Origin of the sequence: Oceaniglobus ichthyenteri (assembly GCF_003057885.1) — a bacterium.
In the GTDB taxonomy this organism is placed as follows: Bacteria; Pseudomonadota; Alphaproteobacteria; order Rhodobacterales; family Rhodobacteraceae; genus Oceaniglobus; species Oceaniglobus ichthyenteri.
The window spans coordinates 362510-387645 of record NZ_QAGK01000003.1 but is presented as its reverse complement, the minus strand read 5'-3'; the positions used below and the strand labels follow the sequence as shown (position 1 = coordinate 387645).

Sequence of the window (25136 nt, the reverse complement as noted above, 5' to 3'; positions counted from 1 at the left end):
CAATTGCTACGACAACGCTGCCGTCGAAACCTTCTTCAAGACAATCAAAGCTGAGATGTTGTGGCAGCGGTCCTGGCGAACACGCCGCGATGCTGAGATGGCCATCTTCGAATACATCAACGGCTTCTACAATCCACGCCGGCGGCACTCAGCCTTGGGATGGAAAAGCCCCTTGGCCTTCGAACGAAAGGTCGCTTAAGTGAGCAACCGGAGCGGCATGAAAGCGTGACAGGTCCAAACTTGGGCAGTGTAGGTGGAGCTTCCGTCTTTCCGTTTGCGTTCGATGATTTGTCCCATGGATGACTTTCTCTGTTTGTGTTTTGCGGGAGGGAAGTCGGTTCATCAGGTCGCAGAAAAAAATTCTCCGGTGGTCCAGAGGAACCGATGCGTGCATGGGATTGCGCGGCGGTCCTCTGAGGCGAACGGATGCCAGTCCTTTGCATTGGCGCCTGCGAGGTGCTAAGCGGTCGAGCCTCGGGCCTACAGGACGTCTGCCGGGCCTACATTTGTAGGCTCTCGTGCCGGAAACGACGGCAATCGCAGCTATTGAGCCCCCAAAGCAGCAGTGTGTCGCCAGTTGGAAGAACAATGAAACAAGTGAAAATTGAGCTTTGCAGTGCTGCCCGCCTCTCTGTGGCACCCATGATGGATTGGACCGATCGCCATTGTCGGGCGTTTCATCGGGTTTTGTCGCGGCGCGCGCTTTTGTATACCGAGATGGTCACGGCCCCGGCTTTGGTGCGCGGGGGGGCGGTGCATTTGTTGGGTTTTGGCGAAACCGAACATCCTGTGGCGTTGCAACTTGGCGGCTCTGATCCGGCGGAATTGGCGGTGGCGGCGCGGTTGGGGGCGGATGAGGGGTATGATGAAATCAACCTTAACGTCGGCTGTCCGTCTGACCGGGTGCAATCGGGTTTCTTCGGTGCGGTGCTGATGGAACAACCCGGCCTTGTGGCCGATTGTGTGGCGGCGATGATTGCGGCGGTGCCGGGCCATGTGCCGATCACCGTGAAATGCCGCATCGGCGTGGATGAGCAGGTGCCCGAAACGGTTTTGCCCGACTTTTTGCAGCAGGTGCAATCGGCCGGTGTGAGCCGGGTACAGATTCACGCGCGCAAGGCATGGTTGAAAGGGCTCAGCCCAAAGGAAAACCGCGACATTCCGCCCTTGAATTATGATCTGGTGGTGGCGATGAAGGCGGCGTTCCCGGATCTGCATATCTCGGTGAATGGCGGCATTACGGATCTGGATCAGGGGCTTGGCCTGATCGAACGGGGCCTTGATGGCATGATGATCGGACGCGCCGCCTATCATCAGCCCTATGATATCCTGAGTGATGCCGACCGCCGGGTTTTTGCAGCATCCCACACCCCCTTGTCGCGCACCGAAGTGGTGGCGGCGATGGAACCCTATATCGCGGCACATCTGGCGACAGGCGGGCGGCTGAACCAGATCAGCCGCCATATGTTGGGCCTGTTTGCCGGGCAACCGGGCGCACGGGCCTGGCGGCGCACGCTGTCGGATCAGGCGCACCGCCCCGGCGCCGGATTAGAGGTGGTGCGCGCCGCATTGGCCGCCGTATCAGAGGCACAGATCGACGCCTGAATTATCGCGGCTAAACCCTGACGAAAATCAATCTGGATCATTTACCACTGTTTTGATAAACACAAGGCACCGCCGTTTTGGGCGGGCGCATGCGAAGCAACGGGCGGCCAGCCGTGACAGTTGACTTTGCCCATTTGCCTTCCTACATTCTTTTCATGTTGGTACATGCAGATCATTTTCGATTCCTACTGCTGAACCGCCCCTTTCCCCGGGCGGTCTAGGCGCGCCTGCGCTTGTCCAACCTCCCGGGGCTCCTCACTGTTATCAACATCAACGTGAACATATGACGTAAACCGTCTGAGGAGGCACCATGACCAATCGCCCCGTCCCCCACCGCGAAACACAGCCGCATCCGACATTGGAAAACTCAGACCTGCCCAAGGCAGCATTGGCCGAAGACGACCTGTCGCAGATCGAACAGCATCTGAACATGTGCGATATCGGCGATATGTCGGTTTTGCCCAGCATCCTGCGCCACAAGATGCAGTCGGCAAAGCGGCTGACCGGTGACATACCGGATGATGTGGTGATTGGCGGATCGCGGGTGATTTACGCCGTTGATCGCAATCCGGCGCAATCGGGCCTTCTGAGCCATCGGGCGCGCGCCGGCAATCTGAGCGGAGTGATTCCCGTAACCTCACCCTTGGGGGCCACGCTGATCGGTATGTCTATCGGGCAAACCGCATCGTTGACCGGGGCGGATGGCACCGTGACCACGGTTTCTGTGCTGGGCGTGGCACAACACGGCTAGCCCGCACCGAAAGAATTCGACCAACCTGTTTTTCCCGCTCATCAAAGGAGCAATTCTATGCAAGGCCAGATCACTGAAGGCGTCAAAGTCCCGCGTGGGCGCGCGCCCAAGATCGTCATCAATGCGGATGATCTTAAACATATCGAAGGATTGGCCGAAGGCGCGATGCAGCGAAATCCGGTTCTTGCCAACCGTTTGTTGGATGAAATCGGCCGCGCAAAGGTTGTGCCAGCGGCAAAAATGCCCACAACCGTCGTGGGCATCGGCAGCACGGTAACCTATCGCGATGAATCCAACGGTCAGGAAAAATCGATCACGTTGGTGTTTCCGGAAAATGCCGATATTGCCCGTCAGCGCGTATCGGTGATGACGCCGATTGGCGTGGCGTTGCTGGGCCTTGCCGAAGGCGCGGCATTTTATTGGGATACCCGCGATGATCAGCGGCGCACCCTGACTGTGATCAAGGTTGAGCCCGAAGCCGTCAACGGCAACTGAACCGCTGACAGACGACAATGCACAAAGCGCGGTTTGGCCCACAGGTCAGGCCGCGCTTTGTGTTTCGCGCGCCCGCCGGTCAGAACGGCACCTCGGGGTCGATCTGGCCGCGCCGTTCCAGCCAGGTTGCGACCAGCGCGCAAAATATCGCCCACCCTGCCCCGACGGTCCAGCCCGCCAGCACATCCGTTGGCCAGTGGACGCCCATATAAACCCGGCTGATCCCCACCGAAACCACAACCAGAACCGCCAAAAACGCCAGATAGGCCCGCATCCTGCGCTGTTTGACCGTGCGCATCACCAAAACCGCCAGGGTCAGATAAACAAGGGCTGCCATCAACGAATGACCACTGGGAAAGCTGGCGGTATAAACCGCCGATCCGTGTGGCACCAAATCGGGGCGCGGCCGGTCAAACCCCAGCTTCAATGCGGTGCTCAGGGCGATTCCCGTGCCCACCGACAGCAAAAGAAACACCATCGAGCGGCGTTCGCCGCGCAACCACAAGAAACCCGACACGGCAAGCGTCAGGAATGTCAGCACCCCGGTGCCGCCCAGCGCGGTGATATCGCGGCCCAATTCCTCAATCCAGGACGGCCCGATCGGATCAGAAGGGTCACCGGCGCTGCGCAGCATCAAGATGACGTTGGTGTCAAAGCTTCGGGTTTCATTGCCGATCACCGCCTCGGCGAGTTCCGAAAACCCCCATACCGCAGCCGCGACAAAACCCAATGCGATGATCTGACCGTTTGGTGCAAACCTGCGGATCAATTCCATATTCACGTTCAGTTTCATCGCAGATATCCCATTACCGTTTCTGGCGCGAACATGCCGGTTTTGGCCCAAACCCGCCACCACAAAACCACCGACCCCGTCATCGGCTTTGACCGAGGGGCGGGCATGGCGTACGTCTGTTGCGACCGTGATGCATCAAAGGCCCGCCATGCCCCCGACCAACCCCGACCGCCTGTTGCCTGTTGATCCGACATGCCGCGCCATTGCCCGGCGGCTGTATGACAGCGTCAGGGATTTACCCATCCTCAGCCCCCATGGCCATTGCGACCCCCGTTGGTTTGCCGAAAACAAACGGTTTCCCAACCCCGCCGAATTGTTCGTGATTCCAGATCATTACGTGTTTCGGATGCTGGTCAGTCAGGGGGTGGCATTGGCCGATCTGGGCGTGGCCCGCAGCGATGGCGGCGCGATTGAACGTGATCCGCGCAAGATCTGGCGTCTGTTTGCCGCCCACATGCATTTGTTTCGCGGCACGCCGTCAGGGATGTGGCTGAACCACAGTTTTGAACATGTGTTCGGCGTTGATACCCCACTCACGGCTGACACCGCCGATGCGATTTACGATCACATTGATGGGCAATTGGCCCTGCCTGGGTTTGCCCCCCGCGCCCTGTTTGAGCGGTTCAATATCGAGGCCCTTGCCACCACCGAAGGCGCGCTTGACGATCTGCGCTGGCATAGGATGATCGCCGACAGCGATTGGCCGGGCCGCGTCATCACCACCTATCGCCCCGATACGGTGATTGACCCCGAAACGCCCGGCTTTGCCGAGAATATCGAACAGTTCGGCGCGCTGACCGGCGAAAAGACCACCACATGGGCCGGATATCTGGCCGCCCACCGCACGCGGCGCGCGGTGTTTCGCGCCCATGGGGCCACCGCCTCTGACCACGGCCATGCCACCGCCCGCACCGAAGATTTCGACCAGACCACCGCCGCAGCCCTGTTTGAAAAGGCCATGAATGGCACCTGCACCACTGATGAGGCCGATGCCTTTCGCGGTCAGATGCTGACTGAAATGGCCCGGATGAGTGTGGAGGATGGCATGACCCTGCAAATTCATGCCGGATCGCACCGCAATCATTCTGCCCCGGTCTATGCCGCCCATGGCCGTGACAAAGGGTTCGATATTCCGATGCGCACTGATTACGTGCGCGCCCTGAAACCGATGCTGGATGCCGTCGGGATGCAGCGTGATCTGCGCATCATCGTGTTTACGCTGGATGAATCCACCTATGGGCGCGAACTGGCACCACTTGCCGGGGCTTATCCGGCGTTAAAACTTGGCCCGCCGTGGTGGTTTTTTGACAGCCCCGAAGGGATAAGGCGGTTTCGCGAAATTACCACCGAAACCTGTGGATTTTACAACACTGTCGGGTTCAACGATGACACCCGCGCGTTTTGTTCGATTCCCGCGCGCCACGATGTGGCCCGCCGCGCCGATTGCGCCTATCTGGCCAATCTCGTGGCCACCGGACGCCTGCCCGAAGACGAGGCGCAACAGGTGGCCCGTGATCTGACTTACCGTCTGGCCAAGGCGGCGTATTCCCTATGACCGATCCCCGCCTTGCGCGCACCACGCCCGCCCCGAAACCCGGCATCGTCCACCTTGGGCCGGGCGCTTTTTTCCGCGCCTTCAACGCTGTATTCACCGAAGATGCCATGGCCCACACCCCCGGTGATTGGGGCATCATCGCCGTCAGCCTGAAAAGCCCGACAGCCCGCGATCAACTGGCACCACAAGAGGGCGTGTTCACCTCGGTCACATTGGCCCCGGATGGGCCATCCGACCGGGTGATTGGCGCGATATGCGGTATTCTGGTTGCCCCCGAAAACCCCGGCGCGGTGGTTGATGCCATGGCCGCGCCCCAGACGCGCATCGTGTCATTGACCATCACCGAAAAGGGATATTGCCACGCCCCCGCCACCGGACGACTGGATCTGTCGCACCCCGATATCGCCCATGATTTGGCAGGCGGCGCGCCCCGTTCTGCGCCTGGTTTTTTGGTGGCGGCCTTGGCACAGCGCCACAAAGCAGGGCAGCCGGGATTCACGGTAATGTCTTGCGACAACCTGCCCGATAATGGCGCACTGACCCGGCAGATTGTGCTGGATTTCGCGCGGGCGCGCGACCCGGATCTGGCGCGGTGGATTGCCGATACCGTCGCCTTTCCCGCCACGATGGTGGACAGGATCACCCCCGCAACCATCCCCGATGACATCGCGCGCCTTGCCAAGCGCACCGGATACAATGACCCCGCCTGCGTGCAGCACGAACCGTTCAGGCAATGGGTGATCGAGGATCATTTCCCCCAAGGGCGGCCCGCCTGGGATGCGGTGGGCGCGCACTGCGTGGCGTCGGTTGCGGCCCATGAAACCATGAAACTGCGGTGTTTGAATGGCACCCATTCCACCCTGGCTTATCTCGGTTATCTGGCCGGGTATGACACCATCGCGCAAACCGTGGCCAACCCGGCGTTTGCGCGCCTGTGCCAATATCTGTGGCAGCACGAAATCCTGCCCACAGTCCCCCAGCCCGAAGGCGAAGACCTTACCGCCTATGCCGCCGCCCTTCTGACCCGCTATGCCAATCCGGCGATAAAGCATCGCACCTGGCAAATCGCCATGGACGGGTCGCAAAAACTGCCGCAACGGATTTTGGCCACGATTTCCGACAATCACGCCGCCAATCGCCCCTGCCCCGGTCTGGCCTTGGCCGTGGCAGGATGGATGCGCTATGTCGGCGGCATTGATGAAAAAGGCGCGCCGATCACGGTGAAAGACCCGTTAGCCGAGCTTTTGCGCCGCACCAGCGACAGCGCCAAAACCACGGCAGACAAGGTGCGCGCGCTGTTGGCAGTTGAGCAGGTGTTCGATCCGGCCCTGGCCTGCAACACCACGTTTCAATCGCAACTGATTTCCGCCTACAGCGATCTCACGGCACACGGCGCGCAAAACAGCGTTGAACGTTTTTTACACAACATTGCAATATTCCAACCCGATATTTGAGATAAACCGATCATATGACCCAATACCGCATCGAATACCCAAATTTTCGGGGATGATCCTTTGCTGGCGTTGCGGCACAATGACACATATATGTTTTTGTCAGTAAAGGAGCACCAAATGGGCCTGTTATCTGAATTTCGTGCCCAGTTGATGCAGCCCGATCTGCCCGCCGCGCTGCGCCAAGGGTTGATCGGTGAGAACGCCAAGGTGCACGGGCCTTATGGCGCAAAACCTCTGGTTTATGCGGATTATGTCGCTTCGGGGCGGGCGCTGCGCCAGATTGAGGAATTCATCCTTGAACAGGTGCTGCCCTATTACGCCAACAGCCACACGCGCGCCTCTTATTGCGGCGCGTTTTCTACCGCGCTGCGCGAAGAGGCACGCGCCGAAATCGCCCGGATCACCGGCGCGGGCGATGGCACGTCGGTGGTGTTCTGCGGATCGGGGTCAACCGCCGGGTTGAATCGGTTGGCGATGCTTCTGGATTTGTCAGGCATCGTGGCGCGCGGCGAACGGGCGGTGGTGTTGGTGGGGCCGTACGAGCACCACTCAAACCTGTTGCCTTGGCGCGAAACCGGGGCCGATGTGATTGAGATTGGCGAGGCCGCCGATGGTGGCCCCTGCATGGAGCAATTAGAAGCCGAATTGCGCGCTGCACAAGGCGCCACCGTGATTGTCGGCGCATTTGGCGCAGCCAGCAATGTAACCGGGGCGTTGACCGATACACAGGCGGTGACACGTGTTCTCAAATCCCACGGCGCGCTTGCGATCTGGGATTATGGCTGTGCCGCGCCCTATGTGCCGATGACCATGGATGCCGGCACCGATCACGCCAAGGATGCAATCGTCTGTTCGCCCCACAAATTTCCCGGCGGGCCGGGATCGACCGGATTGATGATCGTGCGCGATGCCATTGCGCGGCGCACCACACCCACCCTGCCGGGGGGCGGCACGGTCAGCTTTGTATCGCCCTGGGGGCATCAGTATTCCGAACATCTAAGCGCACGCGAAGAAGGCGGCACGCCCAACGTCGTGGGCGATATCCGCACCGGTCTGGCCCTGATCGTGAAAGAGGCGCTGGGCGACGAATGGCTGGCCCATCGCCAGACCGAATTGCGCGCCCGTGCCGACGCGGTGTGGCGCGACAATCCGTATATCGAAATGCTGGGCACACGCACCGCCGATGCCCTGCCGATCTTTTCGTTCCGAGTGCGCGACGGGGCGGGCGGATTGGTGCATCATCAGCTGTTCACACGGATGCTGTCGGATGTGCATGGCATTCAGGCGCGCGGCGGCTGTGCCTGTGCGGGCAGCTATGCGCACCGCCTGCTGGCGATCACCGAAGCCGATTCAAACGCGGTGATGCAGGCCTTGGCCACCGGGCGCGAAACCGAAAAGCCAGGCTGGGTGCGGCTGAACCTGTCGGCGCTGATGACCGATGAAAAGGCAGATTTCGTGATCAATGCGGTTGATGATCTGGCCCGCAACGCGCATCAGTATATCAATCAGTATGTCGCCGACACCGCCGGAGGCCGCTTTGTGCCCAAACCAGAAACCGAGACGTTAGCATCCGCATGATGAACGCCCTGAACCACCCCATATTCCGCTGGCTTTTTGCCGCGCAGATCCTGTCCTTGATGGGGATTGGGCTGTTGACGGCGGCGCTGTCGCTGGCGGCGTACCGGTTGGGCGGGGTGGCCCAGGCGGGCATGTTGCTGAGTGCGATTTTCGTTTTGAAAATGATCGCCTATGTCTTGTTGGCGCCCGTGGCCGAGGCGGCGCTGGTTGGCGTGGCGCGCCGGCCTGCCCTGATCGGGCTGAATGTGCTGCGGCTGGCGTTGGTGCTGCCGCTGGCATTTATCGGCCAATGGGGCGCAGTGGCGGCGTTGACGTTTCTGTTTTTCGCCGCATCCGCCGCCTATACCCCGTTGTTTCAGGCGGTAATCCCACAAATCCTGACCGACAAGGATACCTATACACAGGCGCTGTCCCTGTCGCGCCTCGCCTCAACCGGCGAGGTTTTGCTGACTCCGGTTTTGGTGGGCGCCGCGCTTTTGGTCATTCCCGCGCCGTATCTGTTCACCTTGTCGGGCATGTGTTTTGCCGCCTCGATCCTGTGCCTGACCCGCGCGCCCTTGGCCGCCGCCCAGCCCAAAGTGCCCGCCCCATTCTGGAACCGGGCCACCCGGGGGATCAGGATTTACCTGAACACCCCCCGGCTTCAGGGGTTGTTGGCGGCGCATTTCGGCCTGTCCCTGGCGATGGCTTGGGTGTTGATCAACACCGTCGTCTATGCCGGATCGCGGTTTGGTGAGGTTGAAACATCTTATCCAACCTTGATGGCCGGTTTTGGATTGGGCAGTGCGGCGATGGCCGTGATTGTGCCCCGGTTGATCCGCCGCATTGATGAGCGCCGCGTGATCATTGCCGGGGCGTTCGGGTTTGCCGCGCTGACGCCGCTGATCCTGCTGAACCTGCCGCTGGTGGGGCTGTTTGCCCTGTGGGCCGGGTTTGGCGCTGCGGCGTCTTTGACGCTGACACCGGGTGGTTTGGTTCTGGTCCGTTCGGCAGCGGATGAAAACCGTGCGGCGGTGTTTGCCGCGCAGTTTTCACTGTCGCACGCCGGATGGCTGCTGGCTTATCCCTTGGCCGGGTGGCTGGCCACGACACTGGATCTGTCGGTTGCCTTTGTCGTTCTGGGCGCAGCGTGCGGCGCCACCGCGCTGGTGGCTTTGTGGTTGTGGCCTGCCAATGACCCCGAACAGCACACCCATGCCCACCCCGAATTGCCCGCCGATCATCCACATTTGCGCGCCGTGGCCCCCACCGGCCCCGGCCATCAGCACAGCCATGTGTTTCATGTGGATGAATTGCACCCGAAATGGGCCGCCCGTGACCTGCGGTTGGCCCAATGATACATCGGTCCGGGTCCAGAACCCGGCCCTGCGAAACAAGGAGTCACCATGTCTGACGTCACCCCCTCTTTTCCGCTTGATGGCGCGGGGCTTGCCACCCTTGAAACCCGGGTACACGAGGATTTGAACCACCTGTGCTGGCCCGGAAAACCCTGGGTGCCGGGCAAAACCGTGGGCGATGAACCCGTTACAGATGTGGTGATCGTGGGCGGGGGCATGTGCGGCATGGTCGCGTGGATGGGCCTGCGCACCGCCGGAATCGAACGTATTCGCGTGCTGGATCGCAGCCCAAAGGGGCGCGAAGGCCCATGGCTGACCTATGCGCGGATGGAAACGCTCCGCTCGCCCAAACAACTGGTTGGGCCGGCCTTTGGCCATGGCGCGCTGACATTTCAGGCGTGGTATCGCGCCCAGCATGGCACCGAGGCGTGGAACACGCTGGATAAAATCCCGCGCCCCATGTGGATGGAATACCTGAAATGGTATCGTCAGGCCCTTGATATTCCTGTCGAAAACGGTGTGTCGGTTGATCTGATCGAACCGGTTGGCGATCTGTTGCGCCTGCATCTCAGCGGCGCGGATGAAGACAGTATCCTGGTGCGCAAACTGATCATGGCCACCGGGCGCGATGGTACGGGCGTGCCCAACATCCCCGATTTCGTGCGCCCCCTGACCCGCGGCACCCATTGGGCGCACAGCGCCGATGAGATTGATTTCAACGCGCTAAAGGGCAAACGTGTGGTGGTGATCGGCGTTGGTGCCTCAGCCATCGATAATGCCGCCGAGGCGTTGGAACACGGGGCCGCCGAAGTGCGCCACGTGATCCGCCGCGCCGAAATGCCGACAATCAACAAAATGATGGGCATCGGCAGCCCCGGCTTTACCCATGGCTATGGCACGCTGCCCGATGAATGGCGCTGGCGGTTCATGAATTATTCCTTTGTGACCCAAACGCCCCCGCCCCACGGATCGACGATGCGCGTATCGCGCCATGACAATGCCTATTTCCACTTTGGCCATCCGGTTGAACGGCTAAGCTTGAATGGCGACGCGGTGACGATCCATATGGACAAGGGCGCAACGCTTGAAACGGATTTCGTGATCCTTGGCACAGGTTTTGCCACCGATCCGATGGCGCGGGCCGAATTTGGCCCGGCGCGCGACGACATCGCCCTGTGGGCCGATATGTATACGCCCCCGGCGGGCGAGGCGAACCGCGATCTGTCGCAATTTCCCTACCTGAACCCCGATTTCACGTTTCGCGAAAAAACCCCCGGCGCGGCACCGTGGCTGAACAATGTCTATTGTTTCAACTATGGCGCGACGGCCAGCATGGGCAAGGTTTCGGGCGATATTCCGGGCGTGTCGGAAGGGGCGCACACCCTCGCGCGTGAAATTTCGGCCAAGTTCTATATCGAAGATGTGACGCAGCATTGGGACGACATTCAAACCTATGACACGCCCGAATTGGACGGGTCAGAATGGGTGGCAACCCCCCTGCCCGGCACAACCGTTTCGACCGAAGAGGTGGCATGATGACCAGCACATTAACCAACCTGCTTGGCCCGACCACCGGCGCGGTGACCACCGCACTTGACGGACGCGCCAGCATCGTTGCCGCCACCCAGGGTGCCGAAAATGCCGTGCTGACCCCGCGTGAAACCGGCGCGTGGTCACATGATTTGCGCCATGCTTTGGCCGCACGAATTGCGGCGCAGCATGATGAACCCGACGCCGCAGAACACTATAGATCGAAAATCAACGACAGCACTTTGGCCAACCTTGCCGACCCCCAAAACGACGGCAGCGATCAAGGGTTGGCCCATGTCTGTGCCTTCATGGATCGGGTGGCCCAGCAAACCCGCGATGTGAACGCCCAAGATATCAAAGACTTGCAATCAGCCGGGGTCAGTGATGCCGATATCGTCCGGCTGTGCGAATTGAATGCTTTTCTTGCGTATCAATTGCGGGTATTGGCCGGGTTGCGTTTGTTGGGGGGCAAGGCATGAGCAATGTGATCACAAAATTCACCCGCAGTGTTCCCGCCTGGAAACCCCGGGTGACCCCCGTTTCGCTGGACAGCGCAACGCCCGAACAACTGGATGCGCTGCAAGTCACGCCCAGCAACACCAAAGTGTCGGATTACGTTCTGACCCTGGCCCATGATGTTGAGGTGCTGAAGGTCCGCTCGCCGCTGTTTAACGGCATCATGTATGACAAAGGCGGGATGAGCCGGGCCGAGCGCGAGCTTTCGGCACTGGCCGCCTCGATGGTCAATCATTGCATCTATTGCGCTGCGGTTCACGCCGACCGGCACGCACAATTGGAAAAAGACACCGCCGTTACCGATGCGCTGTTTACCAATGGGGCCAAGGCCGATCTGGGGCCGCGCGATCGGGCGATTTTTGATTTTGCCTATGCTTTGGCGCAAACTCCGCCCGTGGCCGATGAAACCCATGTGCAAGCGGTGCGCGATGCGGGCCTGGACGAAGCCGAAATTCTGGATCTGATCCTGTCATCGGCGCTGTTTGGCTGGGCCAATCGGTTGATGCATGTGTTGGGTGATCCGGTAAGAAAGAATGGATAAGACGATGAATGTTGGAATTGCCGGCGCCGGGTCGGTTGCCTTTGCCACAGCGGTGCATCTGGTTAATCGTGGTCACAGTGCCATGGTGTGGTCGCCCAGCGGCGCGCGCACGGCAGAGATTGCGAAAGGCACGCCGATTACCGCCGAGGGCGCGATTACCGGTGAATTTTCCGTTGCCGTGGCCGAGGATGCCGCCGCCCTGTGCCGCGCGCCGGTGATCGTAATCGCCCTGCCGCTTTATGGTCACAAGGCGGTGATGGATCAGATCGCGCCGCATCTGACCGCCGATCACACGGTGATCATTTCTTCGCATGGCGCGTTTGGCGCGCTGTATCTGCGGCAACTGACCGATGGAAAAGTGCCGATTGTTGCCGTGGGCACCACCATGGTGACAGGCCGCCAACCCGACCTGACAACGGCACAGGTGAACACCGTGCGCCAGCGTGTCGATATCTGTGTCCTGCCGGAATCGGCAACCGATGCCGCGCTGGCCACGTTTCAAACCCTGTTTGGCGATGTCGCCGTGGTGCGCGACGGGTTGATCGCGATCATGCTGTCAAACCTGAACCCGCAAAACCATTTGGGCATTGCCCTGGGCAACATGACCCGGATGGAACACGGCGAAACCTGGAGCCAGGGCGCCAATGTCACGCCCAATGTCGGCCGCCTGCTTGAGGCGCTGGATCTGGAACGCCTCGCCATTGCAAAAGCGTTCGGCAAAGAGGTGCGCACGATTTTTGAACATTTCCATTTGTCGTTCCATGTGCCTGTCGGCTCAATCTCGGATATGAATCAGGAAATGGCGCAAAAAGGCACCGGCGGAACCGGCCCAGCCACCGCCGACAGCCGATATGTGACCGAAGATGTGCCTTACGGCCTTGTCACCACCGCGCGGATGGGCAAAATCGCCGGGGTACCCACCCCGTTGCATGACGCCGGGATTGATATTTTATCGGCCATGTATGGCCGGGATTTCCGCAGCGAAAACACGCTGCTGCAAGCACTCGGGTTCGACCGGATAGACCGGGACGCGCTCGAAGCACTCTGCGCCGCCTAAGGCGTGGGCAAAAAAAACGAAACAACCAACGGGAGCGACCATGACCAAACTGATTCAAAACCGCCGCGGATTTATCAAATCCGCCGCCGCGACAGGCCTGATCCTGTCATCGCCCGCCTATTTGCGCACCGCTTCGGCCCAAGGGGCCGGTCAGGTGAACGTCTGGGCCTATGATGGCTTTGTGCCCGGTGATTTTGTCGATCAATTTCAGGATGAAACCGGGATCAAGGTCAACATGCGTCTTGTCGATGATCAGGGCAAACAGTTCAACCTGATGGCGGCCGAGCGTCAGTCGCCCACCGCCGATATCGTCACTGTGGCCGGGCACCGGTTCTTGCAATTCATCGACAGTGATCTGATTGCGCCGCTCGATACATCGCGCCTGTCAAATTGGGGTGCGATCAATCCGGTATTCTCGGAATCCGACTGGTCAACCGTAAGTGGCAACAAATGGGGCGTGCCAATCCTCAGCGGTGCAGAAATCATGGCCTATAACAGCGATATGGCCACCATCGATCAGCCCAGCAGCTGGGACACGATGTTCAGCGATGAATGGGCCGGGCAGAACGCCTATATCCTGCAGGATATGTTCAGCATCGTGATGCTGTATCTGGGCTATGACGGCAACATGGTCGCCTATATGGATGACCCCGAAGAGGCCGCGCGCATCGTCAACGAAACCCGCGATTTCCTGATCGAGAATAAATCGAAGGTGCGTAAATATTACGATGCCGGTGCTGAAATTCAGCAGATGTTCATCAATCAGGATGTCAGCGTCGCCCACTCGTGGAACGGCCCGATTGCCAAACTGATCGCCGATGGTTTCCCGGTGAAAATGACCATCCCGAAAGAGGGATCATATGGGTTTGTCTACACCTTGAACGTCGCCCAGGGTGGGCCAAACACCGACAACGCCTATACTTTCCTGGATTTCCTGATGTCCAAGCCGGAATATGGCGCAGAAATGAGCCGCCAGTCGGGCTTTATCAGCACATACAAGGGCGCATCCGACCACCTGAGCGATGAGGAAAAAGCCGCAACATCCTTCCCCGAGGAAGAGCTGTCGCGCCTGCAATTCTTCCGCGCCGAAGCGAACGAGATGAAATACGCTCTGGTTGATCGCGCTGTCGAAGAAGTGCGCGCCGCCTGATCCTTCTGGGGCGGCGTTGCACATGCCGCCCCATCCCATTTCGCAGAAAGCAACCAGATGAGTCTGTCTGACACAACGCCCCCACCGGGCGACAGAAACGACATGCCCTTTTGGGGTCGCGTCGCCACATCCCCCAGTTACCGACGGTTTTCCGATGCGATGCTGTCATCGCCGGGTCGGCAATTTGCCATGCTGGCGGTTATTCCGATCCTGTGGGTGTTGCTGACCCATCTTGGCCCGCTGTTACAGATGTTTCGCGTCAGCCTGTTGGATGCTTATCCGCCCACCCGCGATATCGCACCGCAGTTCACAACCGAACATTATGGACTGTTCTTCAAGGATCAGCTGTTTTTTGCGCCGTTCATGCGCACCCTGGTGTTCAGCCTGTCATTGACCCTGATTACCCTGGTGGTTGTGTATCCGGTGGCCTATTTTCTGGCGCGCCATGTGAAACGCAACAACCAGTTGTTGTTCCTGATGCTGCTGTTGATCCCGTTTTGGGCGGGTGAGATCATTCGGTCATACGCGATGATGCTGATGTTGGGCAACAATGGCGCGATCAACCTGGCGTTGCGCGCTGTCGGGCTGATCGATCGGCCGATCCCGTTCATGTACACCAATTTTGCCGTCAGTTTCGCCATTATCTATCTGACCGCGCTTTACATGTTGCTGCCGCTGTATTCCGCGTTGGAGAAAATCCCGCAGAGCTTTTCCGAGGCCGCCGCCGATCTGGGCGCGGGTCCGTTGAAACGGTTCTGGCGCGTCACCCTGCCGCTGTCGCTGGATGGTGTGGCGTCGGGTTGCACCCTGGTTTTCCTGATCTCAACCGGGATCTATGCGGTGCCGGTACTGTTTGGCGGCCCATCCACAACCACCTTTGCCGAAACCATCGCCGGGTTCTTTCACGTCGCCGGTGACAGGTGGCCCACGGGCGCCGCGTTCAGCATCATCATGCTGATCACCGCGCTGACCATCACCATGGTTTTCAATCGCCTTATCAAAATGTTGCAGAAGGAAAAGCACCGGTGACCCGCCACACCCGCCTTTTCATGTCCATGGCCTATTGGGGCTTTGCGATCTATTTGTTCCTGCCGATCACCATCATGATCGCGATGAGTTTCAAGGACAGCAAATTCATCGGCTTTCCGATCCGATCCTGGACCACCGATTGGTACGGTCAGGCGATTGCCAATGGCGAATTCGTCTCGGCCACCGGGTATTCCCTGTTGGTGGCGGTGGTCAGCACCGCGATTTCCATGGTCATGGGCACATGGCTGGCGGTGCTGTTGGCGCGCAAATCATTCTGGGGGCGCGGCGTGGTATTCGCGCTGACGATGTTGCCCGCTGTGGTGCCGGGCATCATTTCGGCGATTTCGTTTCGCATCTACATTCGGCTGATTGAACTGGATCCCGGCATGGTCGCAATCATATTTGGCCATGCGGTGCACAACGTGCCCTTTGTCGCCCTGGTCGTGGGTGCACGTCTGGGCACCATGCCGCGCAGCCATACAGAGGCCGCGCAAGACCTGGGCGCCGATCCGTTGATCGCGTTTTTGCGGGTGACCGTGCCCTATCTGAAACCGGCGATGGTGGGCGGCGCGGTGTTTTCACTGCTGCTCAGCTTTGATGATTTTGTGCGTTCGTTCTTTTTGGGCAGTTATGAACCCACGCTGCCGGTGCTGCTGTTTTCGAAACTGCGCTCGGGGATGTCGCCGGAAATCAATGCGATTTCCACGCTGGTGCTGATTGTCACCGCTATTTTGGGCCTGTGGGCCGAACGGTCAATGCGCCGGATGAACAAGGGATAAAATCAATGACCGATGACGTGGTCCATATCGACCGGGTAACCAAGAAATTTGGCAAAATCACCGCCCTGGACGAGATGAATATCAAGATCAAGCGCGGCGAATTCGTGACGTTCCTCGGCCCGTCGGGCTGTGGAAAATCAACCACCCTGCGGATTCTGGGCGGGTTTGAACGGCCCGACAGCGGCACGGTGTATCTGTCGGGTCAGGATGTCACCCGCCTGCCGCCAAACCGGCGCAAGGTGAACATGGTGTTTCAGGATTACGCCCTGTTTCCCCATATGACCGTGCGCCAAAACGTGGCCTTTGGTCTAGAGCTGAAAGGCATGGGGCGCAGCGCGATTGACGCGCGGATCACCGAAATTCTATCGTTTCTGGAATTGATGCCGCTGATTGACCGCTTTCCCGATCAGATTTCGGGCGGCCAACGCCAACGTGCCGCCCTGGCGCGCGCCCTCGCCCCTGATCCTGATCTGTTGTTGCTTGACGAACCCTTGGGGGCTTTGGATGCCCGGTTGCGCGCCCAGGTGCAGATTGAGCTGAAATCAATCCAGCGCAGCACCGGCAAGACGTTTTTCTTTGTCACCCACGATCAGGACGAGGCGCTGACAATGTCAGATCGCATCGTGGTGATGAATGGCGGCAAGATCGAACAGGACGGCACACCCGAAGATCTGTATCTGCGCCCGAAAACCCGGTTTGTGGCTGAATTTATCGGTGAAACCAATATGTTAGAGGGACAGTTGGGCACAGTCTCAAACGGTACGGGGGCGATGGAGTGGCAGGGGCAAACCCTGACCGGGATCGCGCAAAAAGGCACGCCGGGCCAGCCTGTTCATGCCTCGATCCGGTTGGAACGGGTGCAGATTTCGCCCGAAAAACCCAGCCATGACAATGTCGTATCAGGCCGACTGGTGAACAGCCTGTTCAAGGGCAACCGCCGCATGTTCGAGGTAAAGACCCCCGGCGCCACACTGCTGGCCACCGCGCCGGAAAACGACAGCACCGCATATCTGCCCGGCAGCGAAGTCTGGCTGGGCTGGAACCGCGATGATATGATTATCCTGGCGGATTAATCCTTGGTGGGCGGCACGTGGATCACACGGTCGCCCAACATCTGCTCCATCGAAAACAGGCCGGTGACCTTTTCGATTTCCAGTGAATTGATCAATTCCTGATACACCTTGTCGTAGCCGCCCATGCCCGATGTGATCGCCTTGATCAGGTAATCCCATTCGCCGCCAATGCGGTGCACCTCAACCACCTCAGGGATCGATTCGACCCGTTGCAGAAATTTGGCCGACCACGCCTTGTCGTGAAACCGCGTGCGCACCAGCATGAACACGATCAGATCAAGGCCCAGTTTCGAAATATCCAGCCGGGCGGTGGTGCCGCGCAGCACCCCCTCATCGCGCAATCGGTTGACCCGTCGCCAACAGGCGTTTTGCGAAATGCCCACGGTTTCGGCCAGATCCCGTTGCGATTGCGCGCCGTCGCGCTGTAACGCATCAAGGATCAAGGTGTCGATCCGATCAAGTTTCATCGCGCGCCCCTATCATATGATCGCATATCTGGCGGGTTTTGGTGGCAAATGCCACACCTGTCCAGAGGGCGCGATCAGAACCCCACCTGATCGCCGCCTTTCAGCGCCAACATGGCACGCGCGTCATCGGCACTGGCCACGGTCAGGCCCAGCCCTTCGATGATCTGGCGCGCCAGAGTTACCTGTTGGGCGTTGCTGGTGGCCATTTTGCCCGGCCCCGCCCACAGCGAATCTTCCAGCCCGACGCGCAGATTGCCCCCCATCGCCACCGCCATCGCCGCGATGGTCAATTGGTGCCGCCCCGCCCCCAGAACCGACCATTGGTAATCATCCCCAAACAGCCGGTCTGCCGTGCGTTTCATATGCGCCACGTCTTCGGGGTGCGCCCCAATTCCGCCCAACAGCCCGAACACCGATTGAATGAACAACGGCCCTTTGACCAAACCGCGATCATAGAAATGTTTCAGATTATACAGATGCGAAATATCATAACATTCAAATTCAAACCGCGTGCCGGTGGCTGACAAGGTTTCAATCGCAAACTCAATATCCTGAAAAGAATTGCGAAACACCAGATCGCGCGAGCCTTCGAGAAATTCACGCTCCCACGGGTGTTTGAAATCGGTGAACCGATCCAGCATCGGATAAAGGCCAAAATTCATCGACCCCATGTTCAGCGATGCCACCTCGGGGTGGTGGGCGGCGGCGGGGGCAATCCGTTCGGCCACTTTCATAAAGGGCGACCCACCCGTGGTCAGATTCAGCACCGCGTCACAGCGTTGCTTGATCACCTTTAAAAATGGTGTGAACCCCTCGGCGGTCTGATCGGGGCGGCCGGTGATCGGATCGCGCGCATGCAGATGGATGATCGCTGCGCCCGCCTGTGCCGCGCCCACGGCGGCATCGGCGATTTGTTCGGCGGTGATCGGCAGGGCATCCGACATCGAAGGCGTATGAATCGCACCGGTCACGGCGCAGGTGATGATAACTTTGCGTGGCATGATGCCCCCCTGAAAACCTGCACCCAGTTGGCAGTATTATTGCCCACAAGATCAAGTGTTTTGGCCCATGGGCAAGGAATGGCCTATGTGGATAACTGCCATATCTTTCCCGCGATATCGCTGCCAAAAGGCTGCTTTAACGTCGCAGAATCGCCCCGTTTGTCGGCAACGCTGAACCTCACGCACCCGACATATCACAGGAAATATCCCATGTCTGTCCGCCCTCAATCCCCCAGCCCGCAACAGCCCGCCCCACAGCCCAAACCAACACCGCCACTGCGGTTTACCGATTGGGCCGCGATCTGATCTTGTTCATGCCCGGGTTGATTTTGTAAGCTTGGGCATGAACACACCCATTTCGACCATCCGCAATCTTGGCCCTGCCATGGAACAGGCCTTTGGCGATGCAGGAATCACCAGCGCCGAACAGTTGCGTGAATTGGGGTGTGATGCCGCCTATGGCCGTTTGTTGGAAAGCGGCCACCGCGCCCATTTCATCAGTTATTATGTGTTGGAAATGGGTCTTCAGGGGCGGCCATGGAACGATTGCAAAGGGGCCGAAAAAGACGCCCTGCGCGTGCGGTTTGATGCGCTGAAGACCAACCACAAAATCAGCGATCGATCCGCGCTTGAGGCGATGCTGAATCAAATCGGCGTTGTGGCGCGCAAATAATCACTCCCGCACAAACAAAAAGGGCGCGCCGTGAATGGGCGCGCCCGATCCGTCAGGACAGGTGGCAATCAGCCGACCAATTCAAGACCCGAGAAATAATATGCGATTTCTTCGGCGGCGGTTTCAGGGGCGTCTGACCCATGAACCGAGTTTTCGCCAACAGATTCGGCAAATTCGGCGCGGATCGTGCCGGGGGCCGCATCGGCGGGGTTGGTGGCGCCCATGACTTCGCGGTTTTTGCCGATGGCGCCTTCGCCTTCCAACACCTGCACAACGACGGGGCCCGACGCCATGAATTCGCACAATTCGTCATAGAACGGGCGCGATGCGTGCACTTCGTAGAACTTTCCAGCCTGTTCTTTGGTCAGGTGAATACGCTTTTGCGCGATGATGCGCAGACCGGCATCTTCGAACTTGGCGTTGATCTTGCCGGTCAGGTTGCGTTTGGTGGCATCGGGTTTGATGATTGAAAGCGTGCGCTCAGTGGCCATGATGGGTGCCTTTTTCTAACGGGGGGCCAACCCTGTGTCGGCCCCTGTAAATCCGGCGTTCTGCTAACACGGGCGCGGCGCCATGAAAAGGCGTGATTGACGCCACCGGTTGGCACTGGCAAAGGGGCCGGTATGCTGACAATTGATAACATCACCTATTCCGTCGAAGGCCGCCCCCTGTTTGAGGGCGCCAGTGCAGCCATTCCCGGAGGCCACAAAGTTGGCATCGTCGGGCGCAACGGCACGGGTAAAACCACGCTGTTCAAATTGATCCGCGGCGAACTGGTGCTGGAGGGCGGTGAAATCCGCCTGCCTGCAAAGGCCCGGATCGGCGGTGTCGCGCAAGAGGTGCCCGGTTCCGAAGTATCATTGATCGATACGGTTCTGGCCGCCGATACCGAACGCGCCGAATTGTTGGCCGAATCCGAAACCGCCACCGATGGTGCGCGGATCGGCGAAATTCAGGCCCGCTTGGCCGATATCGACGCCTGGAGCGCCGAGGCGCGCGCCGCATCCATTCTTCGCGGCCTGGGGTTCACCCACGAAGAACAATTGATGCCCTGTTCGGCATTTTCGGGCGGCTGGCGGATGCGCGTGGCGCTGGCGGCGGTGCTGTTTTCGGCCCCCGATCTGTTGCTGCTTGATGAGCCGACGAACTATCTTGATCTGGAAGGCGCGCTGTGGCTGGAAAATTATCTGGGCCGTTATCCCCATTCGGTTTTGGTGATTTCCCATGATCGGGGTCTGTTGAACCGCGCGGTCAGCCATATTTTGCATCTCGAAGACAAACAGCTGACGATTTACACCGGCAACTATGACACATTCGCGCGCACCCGCGCCGCCCGTCTGGCCGTGGCCGATGCCCAGCGCACCAAGGTTGAATCGCGCCGCGCCCATCTGCAAAGCTTCGTTGACCGGTTCCGCGCCAAGGCCAGCAAGGCAAAACAGGCGCAATCGCGGATCAAGATGATTGAAAAACTGGAAACCATTTCCAGCCCGCAAGAGGCCGCCTTGCGCGCCTTTTCGTTCCCCGAGCCCGAAGAACTGTCGCCGCCCATCGTCAATATGGAATCTGCCAGCGTTGGTTATACCGAAACGCCGGTTCTTTCCAAATTGTCACTGCGGATTGATCAGGATGATCGCATCGCCCTGTTGGGGCGCAACGGCGAAGGAAAATCCACCCTGTCCAAACTGTTGGCAGGAAAACTGCAACCCATGGGCGGGCGGTTGACCAAATCGAGCAAACTGCGGGTTGGATATTTTGCCCAGCACCAGCTGGACGAATTGCGCGCCGATGAAACGCCGCTGGATCATATGCGCCTGTACCGGCCCAAGGAAACACCGGCCCGCCATCGCGCCCGTCTGGCCGGTTTTGGCCTGAACGCGGCCCAGGTTGATACCGTGGTGGGCCGTCTGTCGGGTGGGCAAAAGGCGCGCCTGTCGCTGCTGATCGCCACAATCGACGCGCCGCATATGTTGATCCTGGATGAGCCGACCAACCACCTGGATATGGAATCGCGCGAGGCACTGGTTGAGGCGCTCACCGCCTATTCCGGCGCGGTTATTCTGGTAAGCCACGATATGCACCTGCTGTCCTTGGTCGCCGATCGGTTGTGGTTGGTGAAGAATGGCCGCGTAACCCCCTATGACGATGATCTGGAAAGCTATCGCAAATTGCTGCTGTCGTCCGACGCGCCCGCCGAAAAAAGCAAACCCAAACCGGTAAAACAGGCCAGTCAGGCCGATATTTCGGCCCTGAGATCGGATGTAAAGCGCGGCGAAGAGCGGGTGAACAAACTGTCGGATATGCGCGACAAGCTGGCGAAAAAGCTGGCTGATCCGGCCCTGTACGAGCCCGAAAAACTGGGCGAGGCCGAGGTGTGGCAAAAGAAATACGCCGAGGTGATGGAGGCCCTGGACCGGGCCGAGGGCCTGTGGATGAAATCACTGGAAAAACTCGACGCAACAAAGGGTTAGACGATGGATTTCGCATTCTACGTCACCGCATTTGTGACCCTGTTCGTGGTGATTGATCCGATCGGTCTGACGCCGCTGTTCGTGGCCCTGACCACCGGCAGCGGGTCGGCCCGGCGGCGCGCAATCGGGTTTCGCTCGCTTGGGATCGGTGCGTTGTTGCTGACGCTGTTTGGCCTGTTTGGCGAGGCGGTATTGGGCTTTGTCGGCATTTCGATGCCCGCCTTTCGCATTGCCGGTGGTATTTTACTGTTTCTCACCGCACTTGATATGTTGTTTGAACGGCGCACCGAACGCCGCCAGGGTCAGGCCGATGCCAACGAAGACGATCCATCGGTATTCCCCCTGGCCACGCCGCTGATCGCCGGGCCGGGTGCGATTGCCACGATGATCCTGCTGACCGGGCAAACCGGGGGCGATATTCTGGCACTGGTGCTGGTGCATCTGGTGATGGCGTCGGTCCTGTTGATGACCCTGGTTCTGTTCCTTGCTGCGGGTCTTCTGGAGCGGGCCTTGGGCGCTGTGGGGGTGAACGTGGTCACCCGGCTGTTGGGCATGTTGCTGGCCGCGCTTTCGGTGCAATTTGTTGTGGATGGCGTGCGCGCGCTGATCGTCGCCTAGCAATTTATGCGGTCTGCGCCTATCTCTGATTCATGATGGATGATAGCTTTGGACAGATCCTGTATTTCATGCTTTTGCTGCTGGCGATTGGCGGCAGTTATGTCATTTCGAACCGGCGCAACCTTGGCAAAACGCTGCAACAGGGGTTGATCTGGGGTCTGATATTTGTCGGTGTGATTGCCGCTGCCGGATTGTGGGACGATATGCGCGATGATGTGATCCCGCGTCAAAGCGTTGTCGATGGCACAAGGATTGAGGTACCGCGCGGCATCGACGGCCATTATCACCTGAGCCTTGCCATCAATGGCGCCCCGATCCGGTTTGTCGTTGACACCGGGGCGTCCGACATCGTGCTAAGCCAGCAAGACGCGAAAGCGGCGGGCATTGACCCCACGCGCCTTGCCTATCTGGGCCGGGCGCAAACCGCCAATGGCACGGTGCCAATTGCCCAGGTCACGTTGGACAGCGTCACATTGGGCGGTTTCGTTGATCGCAATGTTGGCGCGTCGGTCAATGGCGGTGAGATGTTCGGCTCGCTTTTGGGAATGCGCTATCTTGAAAGGTATGGCCGGATCGAAATTTCCGGCGGGCGTTTGATTCTGGAACGCTAGGGCGGCTCAGCTTTCGGCCTTTTTCTCCCATCGGCCCGAAGCTTCGCTCCAATATTGTGCGCTGCACCCGGCTTTGGTCAGGCTGCGCCATTGCGCGCGGGCCTTGTCCAACGCGGCCGGATCGTTTCCGTCAAACAACACGCACACCCGCTTTAGCGCTGTCACTTCTTCGGGGGTCACATCGGCGCCTTCGATGGTCATCAGACATTGCGCCGCATTCGCCATATGCGGCGTTGTCGTCAACAAGATCGGCTGATCGGCGTCAAATTCGCCGCCCGCCTGGCCATGTGGCAAAAACGGGTCACTGCCGTGGGTCCACAGACGTTCATCCAATTGATCCATGCGGCGCGGGTTGGCCCCGCGCACGCACACCCGCCAGCCCGCCTGACGCGCCTTGCCCAACAGCATGGGCAAGGTATCTTCCAATGGGCGTTCGGTCAGATGATAGAAAAAGGCAGCGCCCATGCTATCCCTCGTAACCATCCGCGATCAGACGATCCAGCGACAGAACCCCCCAGCCCGACGCGCCCTTGGGGGCATAAACGCTTTCATCCGAGGTTGAGGCGACACCGGCAATGTCCAGGTGAATCCATGGCGTGCCGTCTTTCACGAACCGGTGCAGAAATTCCGCAGCGGTGATTGATCCGCCGGGCCGCCCGCCCACGTTTTTCACATCGGCAACCCGCGATTTCAGCTGTTTGGCATAGGATTTGCCCAAGGGCATGCGCCACGCGCCTTCGCCCTCGGCGCCCGCCGCCTTGAGAAAACCGTTGCACAACGCGTCATCATTGGAAAACACTCCGGCGTTGTCATGGCCCAACCCGATAACAATCGCGCCGGTCAGGGTGGCCAGATCGACCATGCCACAGGGTTTGAACCGCTCTTGCGCGTACCACATCACATCACACAGAACCAACCGGCCCTCGGCATCGGTATTGATCACCTCAACCGTGTCACCCTTCATGGATTTCACCACATCACCGGGGCGTTGGGCGCGGCCATCGGGCATGTTTTCAACCAGACCAACCAAGGCGACAACGTTGGCTTTTGCACCGCGCAAGGCGATGGTTTTCATAACGCCGGCCACCACGCCCGCGCCGCCCATATCCATGGTCATATCTTCCATGCCGCCAGCGGGTTTGATGGAAATACCGCCAGTGTCAAACACCACACCCTTGCCGATCAAGGCAAAGGGTGGCTCATCCTTGCCGCCTTTCCACTGCATGACCACCACTTTGCTGGGGCTTTCGCTGCCCATGCCCACGGCCAGCAGGGTGCGCATGCCCAGCTCTTCCAACTCGGCCTCGTCCAATACTTCAACCTTCACCCCAAGATCGCGCAACCCTTCCAGTTGGGTGGCAAATTCCGTGGTGGTCAACACGTTGGACGGGGCATTCACCAGATCACGGGTGAAAAATACCCCCTGTGCCCGGGCGCTGATTGTGTCGGCGGCGGCGGCCAGATCATCGGGTTTCGCGGTCATCACAGTGATTGCACCTGCGGCAAAGGCATCGCCGGTCTTTTGATCGGTATAATCATAGGCGCGCAAAACCGCACCCAAGGCGACATCTTCAATCCCGCTCAGACCATCGGCCAGGATCAGCACCGGATCAGTCCCCGCGCCGCGCCCGATGGCAACACCGGCCTGACGCGCCGCTTCGCCTGTTGTGCCGGGGGCCAGTTTCACAACCTGCACCGCGTCTGCCGCCATACCCACGGGCCAGGCCAGATCAACCGCCGCGCCCTCGTCAAGCTTTTCAAACGCATCGCTTTTCAAAAACCGCGACACCGCGCCTTTGGTCAGATCATCAACCCGGCCTGCAGGCCCGTTCACGGTGGTGGCATCGGCAAACACCACAACACGGCCCGGTGCGGTGGCGATGGCATCCAGATCAACGGCAACAAACGATAGGGCGGCAGGCGTGGTCATGGCAGAATTCCTTGTAAATTTCATGTTGCGACAGAACCTAGCCGCCGATCCGCCCATTGACCAGAAGGGAGTTTTCCCCCCCGCCGCCATCGTCTAAGGTGGGCAAAGCGGGCATAAGAACCGGG

General features: G+C 59.4%; 26 protein-coding genes. 20 read left to right on the top strand and 6 right to left on the bottom strand.

Going from position 1 to position 25136, the window contains the following annotated elements; translation table 11 throughout:
• From C8265_RS07290 to rnk, 4 genes are all read left to right on the top strand, one after another.
• The coding region (locus C8265_RS07290) for an integrase core domain-containing protein (protein ID WP_164512292.1) at positions 1 to 199 on the top strand (199 nt) is incomplete at its 5' end.
• A gap of 389 nt (positions 200 to 588) precedes the next feature.
• Complete coding sequence (gene dusA, locus C8265_RS07285; RefSeq protein ID WP_108483317.1) at positions 589 to 1605, top strand: tRNA dihydrouridine(20/20a) synthase DusA; 1017 nt, start codon at positions 589 to 591, stop codon at positions 1603 to 1605.
• A gap of 310 nt (positions 1606 to 1915) precedes the next feature.
• Entirely contained in the window at positions 1916 to 2356 is a 441-nt protein-coding gene (locus C8265_RS07280) for a GreA/GreB family elongation factor (protein ID WP_108483316.1), read from the top strand.
• Between the two features lie 57 nt (positions 2357 to 2413).
• Positions 2414 to 2851, top strand: coding sequence for a nucleoside diphosphate kinase regulator (gene rnk, locus C8265_RS07275; protein ID WP_108483315.1), 438 nt, complete (start codon positions 2414 to 2416; stop codon positions 2849 to 2851).
• 79 nt (positions 2852 to 2930) lie between these two features.
• Here the strand turns inward: rnk and C8265_RS07270 are convergent, their stop codons facing one another.
• Positions 2931 to 3644: a phosphatase PAP2 family protein gene (locus C8265_RS07270; protein ID WP_108483314.1), complete on the bottom strand. Its 714-nt coding sequence runs from the start codon at positions 3642 to 3644 to the stop codon at positions 2931 to 2933.
• 148 nt (positions 3645 to 3792) lie between these two features.
• Here C8265_RS07270 and uxaC point away from each other — a divergent pair, with 148 nt between their 5' ends.
• The 12 genes from uxaC (at position 3793) to C8265_RS07210 (ending at position 17243) form a co-directional block, all read left to right on the top strand.
• Entirely contained in the window at positions 3793 to 5199 is a 1407-nt protein-coding gene (gene uxaC, locus C8265_RS07265) for a glucuronate isomerase (protein WP_108483313.1), read from the top strand.
• Positions 5196 to 6653: a mannitol dehydrogenase family protein gene (locus C8265_RS07260; RefSeq protein ID WP_108483312.1), complete on the top strand. Its 1458-nt coding sequence runs from the start codon at positions 5196 to 5198 to the stop codon at positions 6651 to 6653. The genes uxaC and C8265_RS07260 overlap by 4 nt, the downstream gene beginning before the upstream one ends.
• A 117-nt stretch (positions 6654 to 6770) precedes the next feature.
• Positions 6771 to 8231, top strand: coding sequence for an aminotransferase class V-fold PLP-dependent enzyme (locus C8265_RS07255; RefSeq protein ID WP_108483366.1), 1461 nt, complete (start codon positions 6771 to 6773; stop codon positions 8229 to 8231).
• Entirely contained in the window at positions 8231 to 9568 is a 1338-nt protein-coding gene (locus tag C8265_RS07250) for an MFS transporter (RefSeq protein ID WP_338065774.1), read from the top strand. Before C8265_RS07255 ends, C8265_RS07250 begins: the two co-directional genes overlap by 1 nt.
• 48 nt (positions 9569 to 9616) lie before the next feature.
• On the top strand, positions 9617 to 11104 hold the full coding sequence (locus tag C8265_RS07245) for an NAD(P)-binding domain-containing protein (RefSeq protein WP_108483310.1): 1488 nt from the start codon (positions 9617 to 9619) through the stop codon (positions 11102 to 11104).
• Positions 11104 to 11577: a hypothetical protein gene (locus C8265_RS07240; protein WP_108483365.1), complete on the top strand. Its 474-nt coding sequence runs from the start codon at positions 11104 to 11106 to the stop codon at positions 11575 to 11577. Before C8265_RS07245 ends, C8265_RS07240 begins: the two co-directional genes overlap by 1 nt.
• Complete coding sequence (locus tag C8265_RS07235; protein WP_108483309.1) at positions 11574 to 12155, top strand: peroxidase-related enzyme; 582 nt, start codon at positions 11574 to 11576, stop codon at positions 12153 to 12155. Before C8265_RS07240 ends, C8265_RS07235 begins: the two co-directional genes overlap by 4 nt.
• Positions 12156 to 12159: 4 nt before the next feature.
• Positions 12160 to 13212, top strand: coding sequence for an NAD/NADP-dependent octopine/nopaline dehydrogenase family protein (locus tag C8265_RS07230; RefSeq protein ID WP_240611003.1), 1053 nt, complete (start codon positions 12160 to 12162; stop codon positions 13210 to 13212).
• A 40-nt stretch (positions 13213 to 13252) separates the two neighbouring features.
• Entirely contained in the window at positions 13253 to 14362 is a 1110-nt protein-coding gene (locus C8265_RS07225) for an ABC transporter substrate-binding protein (RefSeq protein WP_108483307.1), read from the top strand.
• A gap of 57 nt (positions 14363 to 14419) precedes the next feature.
• A complete protein-coding gene (locus C8265_RS07220; RefSeq protein WP_108483306.1) occupies positions 14420 to 15391 on the top strand; it encodes an ABC transporter permease in 972 nt (323 codons plus the stop codon).
• Positions 15388 to 16170 (top strand): ABC transporter permease, encoded by a 783-nt coding sequence (locus C8265_RS07215; RefSeq protein ID WP_108483305.1) that lies wholly within the window; start codon positions 15388 to 15390, stop codon positions 16168 to 16170. The genes C8265_RS07220 and C8265_RS07215 overlap by 4 nt, the downstream gene beginning before the upstream one ends.
• Positions 16171 to 16175: 5 nt before the next feature.
• The gene (locus C8265_RS07210; RefSeq protein ID WP_108483304.1) at positions 16176 to 17243 is read left to right on the top strand and encodes an ABC transporter ATP-binding protein; all 1068 of its coding nucleotides are present in this window, start codon (positions 16176 to 16178) and stop codon (positions 17241 to 17243) included.
• Here C8265_RS07210 and C8265_RS07205 read toward each other — a convergent pair.
• Both C8265_RS07205 and kce read right to left on the bottom strand, forming a co-directional pair.
• The gene (locus C8265_RS07205; protein WP_108483303.1) at positions 17240 to 17710 is read right to left on the bottom strand and encodes an Lrp/AsnC family transcriptional regulator; all 471 of its coding nucleotides are present in this window, start codon (positions 17708 to 17710) and stop codon (positions 17240 to 17242) included. The two genes, C8265_RS07210 and C8265_RS07205, sit on opposite strands and share 4 nt — an antisense overlap.
• Before the next feature lie 74 nt (positions 17711 to 17784).
• Positions 17785 to 18711: a 3,5-dioxohexanoate:acetyl-CoA acetone transferase gene (gene kce, locus C8265_RS07200; RefSeq protein ID WP_206050301.1), complete on the bottom strand. Its 927-nt coding sequence runs from the start codon at positions 18709 to 18711 to the stop codon at positions 17785 to 17787.
• A 343-nt stretch (positions 18712 to 19054) separates the two neighbouring features.
• Here kce and C8265_RS07195 point away from each other — a divergent pair, with 343 nt between their 5' ends.
• Entirely contained in the window at positions 19055 to 19384 is a 330-nt protein-coding gene (locus C8265_RS07195; protein WP_108483301.1) for a TfoX/Sxy family DNA transformation protein, read from the top strand.
• 68 nt (positions 19385 to 19452) lie between these two features.
• Here C8265_RS07195 and ndk read toward each other — a convergent pair whose 3' ends face one another.
• Positions 19453 to 19875: a nucleoside-diphosphate kinase gene (gene ndk, locus C8265_RS07190; RefSeq protein ID WP_108483300.1), complete on the bottom strand. Its 423-nt coding sequence runs from the start codon at positions 19873 to 19875 to the stop codon at positions 19453 to 19455.
• A 132-nt stretch (positions 19876 to 20007) separates the two neighbouring features.
• On the opposite strand from ndk, the gene C8265_RS07185 reads away from it, so the two are divergent.
• The 3 genes from C8265_RS07185 to C8265_RS07175 are packed head-to-tail and all read left to right on the top strand — an operon-like array spanning position 20008 to position 23081.
• Positions 20008 to 21852: an ABC-F family ATP-binding cassette domain-containing protein gene (locus tag C8265_RS07185; protein WP_108483299.1), complete on the top strand. Its 1845-nt coding sequence runs from the start codon at positions 20008 to 20010 to the stop codon at positions 21850 to 21852.
• A 3-nt stretch (positions 21853 to 21855) separates the two neighbouring features.
• Positions 21856 to 22470 (top strand): MarC family protein, encoded by a 615-nt coding sequence (locus C8265_RS07180; RefSeq protein ID WP_108483298.1) that lies wholly within the window; start codon positions 21856 to 21858, stop codon positions 22468 to 22470.
• A gap of 35 nt (positions 22471 to 22505) precedes the next feature.
• Positions 22506 to 23081 carry a retropepsin-like aspartic protease family protein gene (locus C8265_RS07175; RefSeq protein ID WP_338065773.1) on the top strand — a complete coding sequence of 192 codons (576 nt, stop codon included), beginning with the start codon at positions 22506 to 22508 and terminating at the stop codon, positions 23079 to 23081.
• 6 nt (positions 23082 to 23087) lie between these two features.
• On the opposite strand, the gene C8265_RS07170 is transcribed toward C8265_RS07175, so the two are convergent.
• Both C8265_RS07170 and C8265_RS07165 read right to left on the bottom strand, forming a co-directional pair.
• Positions 23088 to 23546, bottom strand: coding sequence for a DNA polymerase III subunit chi (locus C8265_RS07170; RefSeq protein ID WP_108483296.1), 459 nt, complete (start codon positions 23544 to 23546; stop codon positions 23088 to 23090).
• A gap of 1 nt (position 23547) precedes the next feature.
• A complete protein-coding gene (locus C8265_RS07165; RefSeq protein WP_108483295.1) occupies positions 23548 to 25011 on the bottom strand; it encodes a leucyl aminopeptidase in 1464 nt (487 codons plus the stop codon).
• Between the last annotated feature and the right edge of the window lie 125 nt (positions 25012 to 25136).